General features: G+C 66.1%; 10 protein-coding genes. 4 read left to right on the top strand and 6 right to left on the bottom strand.

Going from position 1 to position 12608, the window contains the following annotated elements; all coding sequences use genetic code 11:
• Position 1 precedes the first annotated feature (1 nt).
• Complete coding sequence (mutS, locus tag ACFOKF_RS18455) at positions 2-2662, bottom strand: DNA mismatch repair protein MutS (RefSeq protein WP_380797517.1); 2661 nt, start codon at positions 2660-2662, stop codon at positions 2-4.
• A gap of 137 nt (positions 2663-2799) precedes the next feature.
• Here mutS and ACFOKF_RS18450 point away from each other — a divergent pair, with 137 nt between their 5' ends.
• The 4 genes from ACFOKF_RS18450 to ACFOKF_RS18435 all read left to right on the top strand — a co-directional run bounded on the left by ACFOKF_RS18450 (position 2800) and on the right by ACFOKF_RS18435 (position 8023).
• Positions 2800-5061: an NADP-dependent malic enzyme gene (locus ACFOKF_RS18450; protein ID WP_380797515.1), complete on the top strand. Its 2262-nt coding sequence runs from the start codon at positions 2800-2802 to the stop codon at positions 5059-5061.
• A 117-nt stretch (positions 5062-5178) separates the two neighbouring features.
• Positions 5179-5673, top strand: a complete 495-nt coding sequence (locus ACFOKF_RS18445) for a flavin reductase family protein (protein WP_380797514.1) — start codon at positions 5179-5181, stop codon at positions 5671-5673.
• A gap of 158 nt (positions 5674-5831) precedes the next feature.
• Positions 5832-6812, top strand: coding sequence for a polysaccharide deacetylase family protein (locus ACFOKF_RS18440; RefSeq protein ID WP_380797512.1), 981 nt, complete (start codon positions 5832-5834; stop codon positions 6810-6812).
• On the top strand, positions 6809-8023 hold the full coding sequence (locus ACFOKF_RS18435; RefSeq protein WP_380797511.1) for a carboxylate--amine ligase: 1215 nt from the start codon (positions 6809-6811) through the stop codon (positions 8021-8023). Before ACFOKF_RS18440 ends, ACFOKF_RS18435 begins: the two co-directional genes overlap by 4 nt.
• On the opposite strand, the gene ACFOKF_RS18430 is transcribed toward ACFOKF_RS18435, so the two are convergent.
• The 5 genes from ACFOKF_RS18430 to ACFOKF_RS18410 all read right to left on the bottom strand — a co-directional run bounded on the left by ACFOKF_RS18430 (position 7992) and on the right by ACFOKF_RS18410 (position 12600).
• Positions 7992-8543, bottom strand: a complete 552-nt coding sequence (locus ACFOKF_RS18430) for an arsenate reductase/protein-tyrosine-phosphatase family protein (RefSeq protein WP_380797510.1) — start codon at positions 8541-8543, stop codon at positions 7992-7994. The two genes, ACFOKF_RS18435 and ACFOKF_RS18430, sit on opposite strands and share 32 nt — an antisense overlap.
• A 106-nt stretch (positions 8544-8649) precedes the next feature.
• Positions 8650-9210, bottom strand: coding sequence for a M23 family metallopeptidase (locus tag ACFOKF_RS18425; protein ID WP_380797508.1), 561 nt, complete (start codon positions 9208-9210; stop codon positions 8650-8652).
• A complete protein-coding gene (locus ACFOKF_RS18420; RefSeq protein WP_380797507.1) occupies positions 9207-10826 on the bottom strand; it encodes a glycosyltransferase family 39 protein in 1620 nt (539 codons plus the stop codon). The genes ACFOKF_RS18425 and ACFOKF_RS18420 overlap by 4 nt, the downstream gene beginning before the upstream one ends.
• Positions 10826-12220 carry a hypothetical protein gene (locus ACFOKF_RS18415; RefSeq protein WP_380797506.1) on the bottom strand — a complete coding sequence of 465 codons (1395 nt, stop codon included), beginning with the start codon at positions 12218-12220 and terminating at the stop codon, positions 10826-10828. The genes ACFOKF_RS18420 and ACFOKF_RS18415 overlap by 1 nt, the downstream gene beginning before the upstream one ends.
• Positions 12217-12600, bottom strand: coding sequence for a GtrA family protein (locus tag ACFOKF_RS18410; protein WP_380797504.1), 384 nt, complete (start codon positions 12598-12600; stop codon positions 12217-12219). Before ACFOKF_RS18410 ends, ACFOKF_RS18415 begins: the two co-directional genes overlap by 4 nt.
• Positions 12601-12608 lie beyond the last annotated feature (8 nt).

Genomic DNA, 12608 nt, shown 5'->3' with positions numbered 1-12608 from the left:
TCTAGTCGTGCTGCGTCTGCGCGGCCAGTTGTTTCAATCGATAAAGCTGGTCGAGCGCCTCACGCGGGGACAATGTGTCGGCGTCGATAGCGTCGATCGCCGCGCGCAGCGGATCGATCGTCTCCTCCTCGGGCATTGCGACTGCCGCGAACAGCGGCAGATCTTCCAGCCCCGCCGCAATCCCGCCGGTCTTCGCCTTGCCGGCCTCCAGCCGCGCCAGCACATCTTTCGCGCGCTTCAGCACGGCAGGCGGCAGCCCGGCCAGCCGCGCCACGGCCAGACCATAGCTGCGATCGGCCGGTCCCTGCGACAATTCGTGCAGCAGGATCAGGTCGCCCTTCCATTCGCGGGCGCGGACATGGTGGAGCGAGAGCGAGGCGAGGCTTTCGGCCAGCCGGGTCAGCTCATGATAATGGGTGGCGAACAGGCAGCGGCAGCGATTGACCTCATGCACCGCCTCCACCACCGCCCAGGCGAGCGCCAGACCATCATAGGTGGATGTGCCGCGCCCGACCTCGTCCAGAATGACGAAGCTGCGCGGCGTCGCCTGCGCCAGGATCGCGGCGGTTTCGACCATTTCGACCATGAAGGTCGACCGGCCTTTGGCCAGATTGTCCGATGCGCCGACCCGGCTGAACAGCCGGTCGACCAAAGTCAGGCGCGCCGATTGCGCCGGCACATAGCCGCCCGCCTGCGCCAAGATGACGATCAGCGCATTTTGCCGCAGGAAGGTCGACTTGCCGCCCATGTTCGGGCCAGTGACGAGCCACAGCCGGTCCGCTTCGTTCAGCCGGCAATCATTGGCGACGAAGGGCTGGCCATCCTTGCGCAGCGCATCCTCGACCACCGGATGCCGCCCGCCCACGATGTCCAGGCACTGGCCGGCGCTGTCGTCGGCAACGAAATGCGGCCGCTGCCATCCGCCCTCGGCCGCCCGTTCGGCCAGCGCGGCGGCAACGTCCAGCCGGGCGAGCGCGTCGGCGGCGCGGGCAATGTCGGCCTTGCGGTCCAGCACCGCCTCGATCAGCCCCTCCAGATGCGCGGCTTCGGCCACCAGCGCATGGGCGCCCGCCTGCGCGACGCGCCCGGCTTCCTCATGCAGGTCGATCGAATTGAAGCGCACCACGCCGGCCAGCGTCTGGCGATGGGTGAAGCCGCTGTCGGGCGCCATCAGCGCGTCGGCCGCGCGGGCGGGCACTTCGACATGATAGCCCAGCACGCCATTATGCCGGATCTTGAGCGAGGAAATGCCGGTCTGTTCGCGATATTTCGCCTCCAGCGCGGCGATGGCGCGGCGGCCGTCGCCCGCCATGCGGCGCAGTTCGTCCAGCGCGGCGTCATAGCCATCGGCAATATAGCCGCCGCTCGCCGTCTCCGTCGGCGGCGCGGGCACCAGCGCGCGCGCCAGCGCATCGACCAGCGCGCCATGGCCGTCCAGCGCCGGCAGCAATTGCAGCAACAATTGCGGCGTTTCGCTCAGCCGCCCCAGCCGTTCGCGCAGCAACCGCGCTTCACCCAGCCCGTCGCGCAACTGCCCCAGATCGCGGGGTGATCCACGCCCCACCGCCACGCGCCCCAGCGCGCGGCCAATGTCGGGCAACGCCCGCAACGCACCGCGCAACTGATCGCGCAGGATCGAATCGTCATGGAACAGCTGCACCAGCCCCAGCCGCGCTTCGATTCCCGCCAGATCCATCAGCGGCGCCGACAGATCCTGCCCCAGCAACCGCGCGCCCGCGCCCGTCACCGTGCGGTCGATCGCGCCCAGCAGGCTGCCCGCCCGTGCGCCCGCCATCGTCGCGACGATCTCCAGACTTTCGCGCGTCGCCGCGTCGATCGCGACATGGCCGCCGCTGGTCTTGCGCAGCGGCGGGGCGAGGAAGGGCAATGTGCCCTTGCCGGCATGGTCGAGATAGGCGATCAGGCCTCCCATCGCCGCCAGCTCGGCGCGCCCGAACTGGCCGAATCCGTCGAGCGTCGCCACCCCGAACAGGCGCTTCAGAGCCTCTTCCGCGCGCGCGCTGGAGAAAGCAGCGCGATCGAACGGATGGCAGTCGGCCAGATCGAGCGGCGAACCTTCGGCCACCACCGTCTCGCTCGGCCGCAACCGGGCCAGTTCGGCAGGCAGGTCGCCGATCGGACAGGTCATGGTTTCGAACCGGCCGGTCGAAATGTCGGCAGCCGCAATGCCGATCTCACCCGCGCCCCCATTCTCCGATGCTCCGCCGACCTGCGCCAGCGCGACCAGCATATTGTCGCGCCGGCTGTCGAGCAGAGTTTCTTCGGTCAGCGTGCCGGCTGTCACATAGCGGACGATCGCGCGCGCCACCAACGTCTTGCCGCCGCGCGCCTTGGCCTGTGCCGGGGTCTCGGTCTGTTCGGCGATGGCGACGCGATGCCCGCCCTTGATCAGCCGCGCCAGATAGCCTTCGGCGCTGTGCACTGGCACGCCGCACATCGGGATCGGCGCGCCGCCATGTTCGCCTCGGCTGGTCAGCGCGATGTCCAGCGTCGCCGCCGCCATTTTCGCGTCATCGAAAAACAGCTCGAAAAAATCGCCCATGCGGTAGAAGAGCAGGCAATCCTGCGCTTCAGCCTTCAGCGCCAGATATTGCGCCATCATGGGGGTCGGTTGGGTGTTGCCATCGGTCGAACTAGCCATGGGGCCAGCGGATAGCCTGAACCCCGCGCTGAAACCAGAGCTTCGCAAAAGGGCAGTAAAATTGCGCTTCTCGCACTTGCCCCCAAGATAATCTTGCCGCTAGGGCCGACTTATTGTTCCAAAATATGGGTGTTCCGATGACCGATAAACCGAGCGTGGAATTTTCCGAGCGCGAGGCGCTGTTCTTCCACTCGACTGGACGCCCCGGCAAGATCGAGATCATCGCGTCGAAGCCGATGGCGACCCAGCGCGATCTGTCGCTTGCCTATTCGCCCGGCGTCGCGGTGCCGGTGCGCGCCATCGCCGCCGATCCGGCGACCGCCTATGACTATACGGCCAAGGGCAATCTGGTCGCGGTCATCTCCAACGGCACGGCGATTCTGGGCCTGGGCAACCTCGGCGCGCTCGCGTCCAAGCCGGTGATGGAAGGCAAGGCGGTCCTCTTCAAGCGCTTCGCCGACGTCGATTCGATCGACATCGAACTCAAGACCGAGGATGTCGACCGCTTCATCGACGCGGTCGAACTGATGGAACCCAGCTTCGGCGGCATCAATCTGGAAGACATCAAGGCGCCAGAATGTTTCGTAATCGAAACTACATTGAAGGAACGGATGAACATTCCGGTCTTTCATGACGATCAGCATGGCACCGCGATCATCGCGGCGGCGGGCGTCATCAACGCGGCACTGCTCACCGGCCGCGACATGAAGGACATGAAGGTGGTGGTGAACGGCGCGGGCGCCGCCTCCATCAGCTGCACCGAACTGATCAAGGCGCTGGGCGTCCCGCACGAAAACGTGATCATGTGCGACAGCAAGGGCGTGATCTATCAGGGCCGCACCGAGGGCATGAACCAGTGGAAGTCGGCCCATGCGGTCAAGACTGATGCGCGCACCCTCACCGAAGCGGTGAAGGGCGCGGACGTGTTCCTAGGCCTGTCGGTCGCCGGCGCGATGAGCCAGGACATGGTGAAATCGATGGCGGCCGATCCGATCATCTTCGCCATGGCCAACCCGGACCCGGAAATCCTGCCGCCCGACGCGCATGCCGTGCGCCCCGACGCCATCGTCGCCACCGGCCGGTCGGACTTCCCCAATCAGGTCAATAATGTCCTGGGCTTCCCCTTCATCTTCCGCGGCGCGCTCGACGTGCGGGCGACCGGCATCAACGAAGCGATGAAGCTGGCGGCGGCCAAGGCCATTGCCGATCTGGCGCGCGAACAGGTGCCCGAAGAAGTGGCCAAGGCCTATGGCCGTTCGCACAGCTTTGGTCCCGACTATATCATTCCCGCGCCGTTCGACCCGCGCCTGATGGAAGTGGTGCCCGCCGCCGTCGCCCAGGCGGCGATGGAAACCGGCGTCGCGCAAAAGCCGATCGAGGACATGGACGCCTATCGCCAGTCCCTCAAGGCCCGGCTCAACCCGACCACCACCGTCCTCACCACCGCCTATGAAGTGGCGCGCGCCAATCCCAAGCGCGTCGTCTTTGCCGAAGCGGAGGAGGAAGTGGTGCTGCGCGCCGCGATCCAGTTCCGCGAACATGGCTATGGCATTCCGGTGCTGGTCGGCCGCGATCATGTGCGCGACAAGCTCAAGGAACTGGGCGTGCGCGATCCCGAAAGCTTCGAACTGCACAACAGCGTCAATTCGCCGCTGGTGCCCGATATGGTCGACCAGCTTTACGCCCGCCTCCAGCGTCGCGGCTATCTGCGCCGCGATTGCGAGCGGATGGTCAATCGCGATCGCAACATTTTCGGATCGCTGCTGGTCAAGATGGGCGTTGCCGATGCGATGATCACCGGCGTCACCCGCCCCTATGGCCAGACCCTGCGCGAAGTGAAGCGGGTGATGGACCCGGCGGCCGGCCGCACCCCCTTTGGCATCCATGTCATGGTGACGAAGGACAAGACCGTGTTCCTGGCCGACACCACCGTCCATGAACGCCCTTCGGCCGTGGAACTGGCGGACATTGCGGAAGGCACGGTCGCCGTCGCCCGCCGCATGGGCCATGATCCGCGGGTCGCCTTCCTCTCCTATTCCAACTTCGGCAATCCGCCCGGCGCCTATCTGGACAATGTCCGCGATGCCGTGAAGGTGCTGGACGAACGCGACGTCGATTTCGAATATGAAGGCGAAATGACGCCCGACGCGGCGCTCAACCCGGCGGTGATGAAGAATTATCCGTTCAGCCGCCTGTCCGGCCCGGCCAATGTGCTGGTCATGCCGGGGCTGCAATCGGCCAATATCTCGGCCAAGCTGCTGCGCGAACTGGGCGGCACCTCCACGATCGGGCCGGTGCTGGTCGGCATGGAAAAATCGGTGCAGATCGCCACTATGTCGTCCAATGCTTCGGAACTGCTGACGCTGGCGGTTCTGGCCGCAGGCGGCGTAGCGCTCTGACGCGAAGCGCGCCCATCGCCGAGTTTTTCTCGTCGATGCGGCGCGTTTTTTCACTTGCAACTGTCATGACCGGCGTCGCAGGGCAGTGCGGATGAAGCGTTTCGGGAGCAATCGGGCATGAGCGTCACCAGTTTCGACAATGCGACCTTCCGGCGCGTCCTTGGCCATTATCCGACCGGCGTCTGCGTCGTCACTGCGGTGGAGGCGGATGGCGCGCCGATCGGCATGGTCGTCGGCTCCTTCACCTCCGTCTCGCTCGATCCGCCGCTGGTCGCCTTCTTCCCGGCCAAAAGTTCCAGCAGCTGGCCGCGTCTTCAGGCGGTCGGCAAATTCTGCGTCAATGTCCTCGCCAGCGATCAGCAGCCGCTTTGCCGCCAGATTGCCGGCCCCGGACCGGACAAGTTCGCCGGCGTGACTCATCGTGTTTCGGCCAATGGGTCGCCGATCCTCGACAATGTCGTCGCCTGGATCGATTGTACGCTGGACGCCGTGCATGAAGCGGGCGATCATTATATCGCGCTTGGCCGGGTGGTTGCGTTGGAAGTGGAGCGGCCCGACCGGCCCTTGCTCTTCTTTCAGGGCAGTTATGGCGAATTTTCGCTGATCCAGTGACGGCGTGGCGCGGGGCGCGTCGTCAAAAACAGTGATGACGGATTGACGATGGGTCGCCGTCTTTCCAATATGTGTCGAGCCGGACATTCAGGGGACATAATACGGCTCCTTAACCCATGGTGCCTAATCAGGCTTCTTGCCCCTGACCGGATCGCTGCATGACCGCGCTGCTCATCACCGTCGACACGGAACTCTCCTCCTCGCTGCACCAGCGGGGCGTTGGCCTTGACGATAATGTGCGCCGCTCGATCTGGGCGGAGGCGCAGGGGCGGCCTTGCGGCATTGGCTGGCAGATGGATGTGCTGGACCGGCATGGGCTGAAAGGGGTTTTCTTCCTCGATCCGCTGCCGGCGCTGGTTCATGGCGCTGCCTTCCTCAAACCCATCGTCGGCGCGATCGTCGGGCGCGGCCATGAAGTGCAGATGCATATCCACACCGAATGGCTGGCCGCGGCGAAGGATTCGCCGGTCGGCGGACGGCAGGGGCGCAATATCGGCGACTTCACCCTGGACGATCAGATCATCCTGCTTGGCCTTGCCAAAGCCCTGCTGGAGGATGCCGGCGCGCCGCCCATCACCGCCTTTCGCGCCGGCAATTTCGGCGCCAATGACGATACGCTGCGCGCGCTCGCGGCCATCGGCGTCACCTGGGACAGCAGCGTCAATCCCGCCTATCTTGGCCATGGGTGCGACATCACGGTGGACGCTGCCCAGATTGGCGCGGTCCGCCATCTGGGCGTGATCGAATTGCCCGTGTCGGGCATCGCGGATCGACCCGGCGGCTTTCGCCCGGCCCAGATTTGCGCCATGTCGGCAGCAGAGATGCAGGCGGGCCTGCGCCATGCCGCGCGGGAAGGGCATGACGCCTTCGTCGTCGTCACGCATAGTTTCGAAATGCTCTCGCGCGATCGGATGCGGCCCAATGGCGCGGTGATCGCGCGCTTTGAACAGCTCTGCCGCGCCGCCAGCCGACTGCCGCAGGTCCGTGGCGCGGGCTTCAACGATCTGCCGCTGGACCTCCCCGATCGTCCGGCGCGCGCGCTCAGCCGTGTCGCGCCCAGCCGGCTGCGCACCAGCCTGCGCATGGCGGAACAGGCCTGGGCGACATGGCGCTACGAACATCGGCTGATTCCTGCGTGAAGGCGCTCTCCGGCGCGATCGTCCTGGGTCTGGAAAACGCCATCGGCCTGACGGTCGTGCGCGAACTGGGCCAGCATGGCGTGCCTGTGCATGGCGTGGCGCGCGATGCCGGCGCGGTCGCCATCGCATCGCGCCATTGCGCCAGCTGGTCGCCGCGCCCGGCTGGCCCGGTCGCCGACTGGCTGCCCGATCTGATCGCGAGCACCGGCGCGCGCGCCGTGCTGGCGATTTCCGAAACCGACCTCATCGACCTGTCGGCCCTGCCGGCGCGCATCGGCGATTGCCATATCCTGACGCCCCGGCCCGATCCGCTGGCGAAGGTGCTCGACAAGCTGCGGACGCTGGAAGCGGCGCAGGCCATCGGGCTGCTGGTGCCGCAGACCTGGCAGCCGCTGGCGGGCGAGGACTTCGCCGCGCGCGCCGCCGACATGCCCTATCCGCTGGTCGCCAAATGGGCCAATCCCCCCGAAGTGCAGCCGGTACTGGAGCGCGCCGGGCTTGCATGGATCAAGACGGATTATGTCCGCACGCCCGAACAGCTGATCGCCCTGCTGGACCGCTATGCGCCCATCGGGCGATGGCCGCTGATCCAGCAATATTGCGCGGGTGTCGGGCTGGGGCAGATGCTGCACATGGCCGATGGCCGCGCGACGCTGCGTTTCCAGCATCGCCGCCTGCACGAATGGCCGCCCGAAGGCGGGGTGTCGACCTATTGCCGGGCGGAACCGGCCGCCGCCCATGCGCGCCAGATGGACTTGTCAGAGGCCTTGCTGCGGGCGCTGGACTGGGAAGGGCCGGCGATGGTCGAATATCGCCATGAACCGGACAGTGGCCGTTATTGGCTGATGGAGGTCAATGGCCGTTTCTGGGGCAGCCTGCCGCTGGCATGGCATTGCGGCGCGCATTTCGCCTGGGAATCCTATCGCCGCGCGGTGCTGGGCCAGACCGACGCTGCTCTGCCCGCGCGCGATGATCTGCGCGCGCGCTATATGGTGCCGGAAACCAAGCGGCTGTTGCGCATCCTGCTGGCGCCGGGGCGCATCGGCGATCCCTTCTTCCGGCGGCGTCCTCTGGCCGATCTTGCCGCCTGGCTGCTCGACTTTCTCGATCCGCGCACCCGCTATTATGTGTTCAGCCGGTCCGATCCGCGCCCATGGCTGCGCGACATGGGGCAGATGATCAGGAAGGCCGTGCGCCGGGATAGGCGCTGACCAGCCTCTTCACCGCCTGTTCCACCCGGATCAGGCATTGCAGCATATAGCGATCGTCCAGCTGATAGGGGTCGTGCAGATGCGGCAGCATCGGCCGGGTCCAGCGCCCCAGCAGCATCCGGGGCAGATGCCGCACGCGCCGATCGGCGGCCAGCCGGTGCATCTGCCGCACTTCCATCGCCAGCAGCAGATCGCCTGCCTGCGGCGCATAATCCTTCAGGTCGATCGCGACATGGCTCGACAGGTCATGCCCCAGTATCTGCGCGGCGGCGATGGCCGGGCCGTGCGCCGGGCGGCCGGTGGTCGTGGACAGGCCGAAGGACGCGCTGGCCGCGCCGGCCTGCCGCGCGACGATGTCGGCAAAGGCGCTGCGGCAAATATTGCCCTGGCACACGAAGACCAGCCGCCGGACCTTGGCCGGATCGGGCGCAACGCTGGCTGATCGGCCGAGCGCCAGTTGCGGATAGGACAGCGCAAGCCGCACAAGGCCGCGAAAGGTGCCGAAGCGGGATCGGATCATGGCGCATCCTGAAGCATGGCGGAGAGGCAGAATGATAGCGGCTGAGGCATGAAGCAATGGTTGCGCTTGTCGATCCGCATCATCATCGCAGCGGACCGGGCGGCATCTACCGGCCCGCAGCCATGAAAGCCGTGGGATCGATCGCCTGTCCGCGCAGCCGGACTTCATAATGAAGATGCGGGCCGGTCGATCGTCCGGTCGATCCGACATAGCCGATCAGCCGGCCGCGCCGCAGCGTCTGGCCCGGTGCGACGGCAATGCGCGACATATGGGCGTAGCGCGTTTCATAGCCGGACGGGTGGCGGATCGTCACCAGCAGGCCATAGCCCCGCACCCATCCGGCGACGCCAACCTGTCCATCGGCGGTCGCATGAACCGGAACGCCGGTCGCTTCGGGCAGGTCGACCCCGGCATGGTAGCGCGGCCGATGCAGGATCGGATCCATCCGCATGCCCATGCCGCTGCGGCCGCTCGACATATTTTTTCGAGCGGGCGCGGCGCCGCGGCGGGGCAGCGGGGCGATTGTCGATCGCTTCCGGTCCTGCGCCTTCTTCCATGCGCCGAACAGGGTGCGGAACGCCTGCGGATCACCGTTAGTCGTGGCCGCATGCAGCGGCATCATGGCTGGAACCAGCATAGCGATCGTCAGGAACAGGCGGCGCATCATGGCCGGGGGAACGCCACGATCGTCACCATCCGCCCGCCAATCTCACCCTTGACGGGCGCGATGCGCGCCACGATCCGGCCCCGGCCGATCAGATCGCGATAGGCGGCATATTCGGCCGGGAAGGCCGCCTGTTCCTGGCGGTAACGGTCATATTGGGTCAGGATGGCGAAATCGGGCCGGCATTGCGCCCGCCTGCCCGGCGCCATGGTGCCATAATCCAGATTGGACCGGCTGCCGCGCGCCTGATCGATCGATCCATAGCCGGTGCGGCCGCGCAGCAATTGCTTTGCGTCCACGCATCCGGCGTCGCCGATGGGGAACAGGAACTGCCAGGGCTGCTGGATCAGGTCGAAGGCGAAATGTTCGATCAGGACGGTGCTGCCCGGCGGGATATGCGCCCGCGCCCAGGCGGCGGCGACCTGCCGGGTGTCGTTCATCCGCTCCCGCGCGTCGGCGCGCGCCTCAATCAGCATCGGCGCGATCATCGCCGCCATGGCGATCGCCGTCACGGGCAGGGACAGGCGCGGCCCCGCCCGGTCGGCCAGCGCGCAGACCGCCGCCGCAATGGGGATGGCGCAGAGCGGCAGCAGCGGCAGCGCCCAGCGTTCCCAGAGGATCGTCTGGCTGCAAAAGAGCAGGACAAATCCGGCGATCAGCGGCCCCAGCAAAAACCGGGCGTTTTGCTTCCGCCAGGCCAGCAGCGCGCCCGGCAGCAGCAGCGCCAGTCCCGCCATGCTCAGCCCGCCCATCAACGGCCCGGTCAGATACCAGCGCGCATTGTAGAGGAAGTCGCCGCCCGTCGATCCCAGATGACGGGCCTGTCCTTCACCGCTCAAATTGCGCAGCACGGTCGGGTAATCGAGCAGCAGATAGGGCGATAGCAGCAGGATGAAGGCCATCGTCGCCGCCCCGAACAGCGCAAGCCGCGCCATCGCCTGTCGTGCGTCGATCCGCCGGTCCAGCAGCAATTTGCCGATGCCGGCGGCAACAGCCAGTCCCGCCAGGGCGAAGGGCCATTTGGTTGTGACCGCCAGCGCGGTCCATAATGCGGCGCGCAACAGGTCGCCGCGCCTGTTCCGCTCCATCATGTCCAGCGTCGCCAGCAGCACCAGCAACAGGAAGAAGCAGGCCATCATGTCCGACCGGATGATCTGCGAATAGGTGATATGGACCGGGCTGGCCGCGAGCAGGGCCGCGGCGATCAGCCCGGCGCGGGGCGAAAACAGCCGCGTGCCCAGCCGGCAGGTCAGGACCAGCGTGCCGATGGCAAAGCCCGCCATCGCCAGCCGGCCGGGCAGGATCACCCAACTGGGATCGGCATAGATGGCCGCGCCGAACGCCTTGATCGTGGGAAACCATCCCGCCAGCCATCCGGTCGCGAACACGGCCATGTCGATCAGCGCCAGCACATACATGGTGGTCGTCGCCGGATGGCCGAACCAGCCCGGATTGAGGGTGGGGCCACGCAGCATCCGCACCGCGCCCAGTTCGAACATCAGCTCGTCGGGATCGTTGAGGCCGGGCAGGCCGAAACGGATGGACGCCAGGCGCACCCCCAGCGCCGCGACCAGGATCAGCCCCAGAATCCAGATATGGGCGCGGCGCAGGCGGGGCATCAGCCGCCGTCAGACTGCGCGGCGCTCGCTCCGGGCAGAGGCGCGCGGGGGCGCCGGATGCCGGGCAGCAGCGGCCAGTCGCGCCGGAAGCGCCAGCGGCTCTGCCAGCCCTGTTCGCGGATGTCGGCCCAGACCGCGCGCAGCGTGACCACTGCCAGACAATTGCACGCGGTGAAGATCAGCACCGGCCGCATCAGCGACAGCGCGCCGATCCCGAATTGGGCGGACACTTCCCGTCCGCCCAGGAAACTGTCGCGCAGCAGCGGCGGGAAGCCTGCGGGAATGATCAGGTCGTCGGGTATGCAGGCGATATAGGCCAGGACGATCGCGGTCGGCCGCGCCCAGCCGCGCCATCTTTCCATGAAGATCGACATCAGCAGGAACACTTCGGTGTAGCCGCCGGCTTCCTTGGCCGACAGCGCCACGATCGCGCCGAACAGGATGACGCGATGATTGGGAACGACTTCGGGCCGCAGGAAGGTCGCGGCGACGGCGGTCACGGCCAGACCCTGCGTGATATAGGTCAGCGCCGCAGCGATCACGGATATGGCCTCCACCTGCGCGGAGCTGAAGGCGGAATAGAGCGGAAACTCGCTCTCCATCAGCGTGCGGATGGGAACGAGGCTGGAGGCAAACCACATGTCGAGCAGGCGCTGGGCGCCAAAGCCCGAGGAATAGTTTACGAGGTTGCGCACGATCTGCGTCGGGCTGCCTTCGCCGATGATCATCCAGCTGATCAGATAGATGCCCAGCGTCGCGAGCAGCGCGCCTTCCACCGGCATCCAGCGCCGCTTGGCCAGCGGCGCCAGCACGGCGGCGATCATATAGACTTTGAGGTTGACGACCATGCCCGCCGCCAGCCAGCGCAGCCGGGCCGAATGGACCAGCGGGCCATAGGCGATGATGTAGAAGCTGAATGCGATGAAGACGAAGTTGCCGCGTTCAAAGCCATAGAGCATCGGAAAGCCGAAGGCGACGGCGATGGAGCGCGGAATCCAGGTGAAACGGTCGACCTTGCGGAAATGAAGGAAGGTCATCACGACCGCGAGCAGATAGAATCCGCACAGCCCAACGATCCCCAGCCAGTCGCAATAGCGCACCTGCTCGGAAAAATTGTTCGCATAGCATTGCTTGATGCTGAAGATCTTCATCAGCACGAACGACAGCGGCGGATAGATCGTCAGTTCGACATCATAGGCGCCGCGCTGATGGCCGTATCGGCTGAGCGAGAACCAGTCCATCCACGTCCCGGAAGGTTCGTAGAAGAAGGGCTGGCGAAGATAGCCATATTCGATGAAGAACCACACCATATGGCCGATCGCGGCCAGGATCGCGAGCACGAACCCATATTCGATCCACAGATGCCAGCTATGCGCGCGCTTGGCCGGGGTCATGTGGACCTGCCGCGAAAGACCAGATGCTTGAGCGCGAAATAATTGATGACGGACACGATCACCGTCGACGCAAGGCCCGCCAGATAGGGCGACGCAATGACCCGCGAACAGAGATACAGCATCGCCAGCCCGACGACATAATTGCCGGCATAGGACAGGATGAAGCGCAGCCGGGCCGGCGCAGCGCCCCGGAACACATGGCGGCTATAGGTCAGATAGTTGAACGCCATCCCGGCCAGATGCGCGATCAGTTGCGCGGCGAACAGGTTGAGGCCCAGCCACACGAGCAGGGAAAAGGCGCCAAAGCCGAAGGCCGTGTTGATGAGGCCCGCCTGATAATAGCGCCAGATTTCGGCGATGCGCTCCCGCGACAGGGTCATAGACGGCC

Source organism: Sphingobium rhizovicinum, from assembly GCF_042647625.1.
GTDB lineage: Bacteria > Pseudomonadota > Alphaproteobacteria > Sphingomonadales > Sphingomonadaceae > Sphingobium > Sphingobium rhizovicinum.
This window is presented reverse-complemented; position numbering and strand designations above follow the sequence as displayed.

What these genes read in the sequence shown, in the direction of transcription:
- ACFOKF_RS18425 (WP_380797508.1), bottom strand. Translation starts at nt 9,210, where the DNA reads ATGATGCGCCGCCTGTTCCTGACGATCGCTATGCTGGTTCCAGCCATG.
- ACFOKF_RS18430 (WP_380797510.1), bottom strand. Translation starts at nt 8,543, where the DNA reads ATGATCCGATCCCGCTTCGGCACCTTTCGCGGCCTTGTGCGGCTTGCG.
- ACFOKF_RS18420 (WP_380797507.1), bottom strand. Translation starts at nt 10,826, where the DNA reads ATGCCCCGCCTGCGCCGCGCCCATATCTGGATTCTGGGGCTGATCCTG.
- ACFOKF_RS18445 (WP_380797514.1), top strand. Translation starts at nt 5,179, where the DNA reads ATGAGCGTCACCAGTTTCGACAATGCGACCTTCCGGCGCGTCCTTGGC.
- mutS (WP_380797517.1), bottom strand. Translation starts at nt 2,662, where the DNA reads ATGGCTAGTTCGACCGATGGCAACACCCAACCGACCCCCATGATGGCG.
- ACFOKF_RS18410 (WP_380797504.1), bottom strand. Translation starts at nt 12,600, where the DNA reads ATGACCCTGTCGCGGGAGCGCATCGCCGAAATCTGGCGCTATTATCAG.
- ACFOKF_RS18450 (WP_380797515.1), top strand. Translation starts at nt 2,800, where the DNA reads ATGACCGATAAACCGAGCGTGGAATTTTCCGAGCGCGAGGCGCTGTTC.
- ACFOKF_RS18415 (WP_380797506.1), bottom strand. Translation starts at nt 12,220, where the DNA reads ATGACCCCGGCCAAGCGCGCGCATAGCTGGCATCTGTGGATCGAATAT.
- ACFOKF_RS18440 (WP_380797512.1), top strand. Translation starts at nt 5,832, where the DNA reads ATGACCGCGCTGCTCATCACCGTCGACACGGAACTCTCCTCCTCGCTG.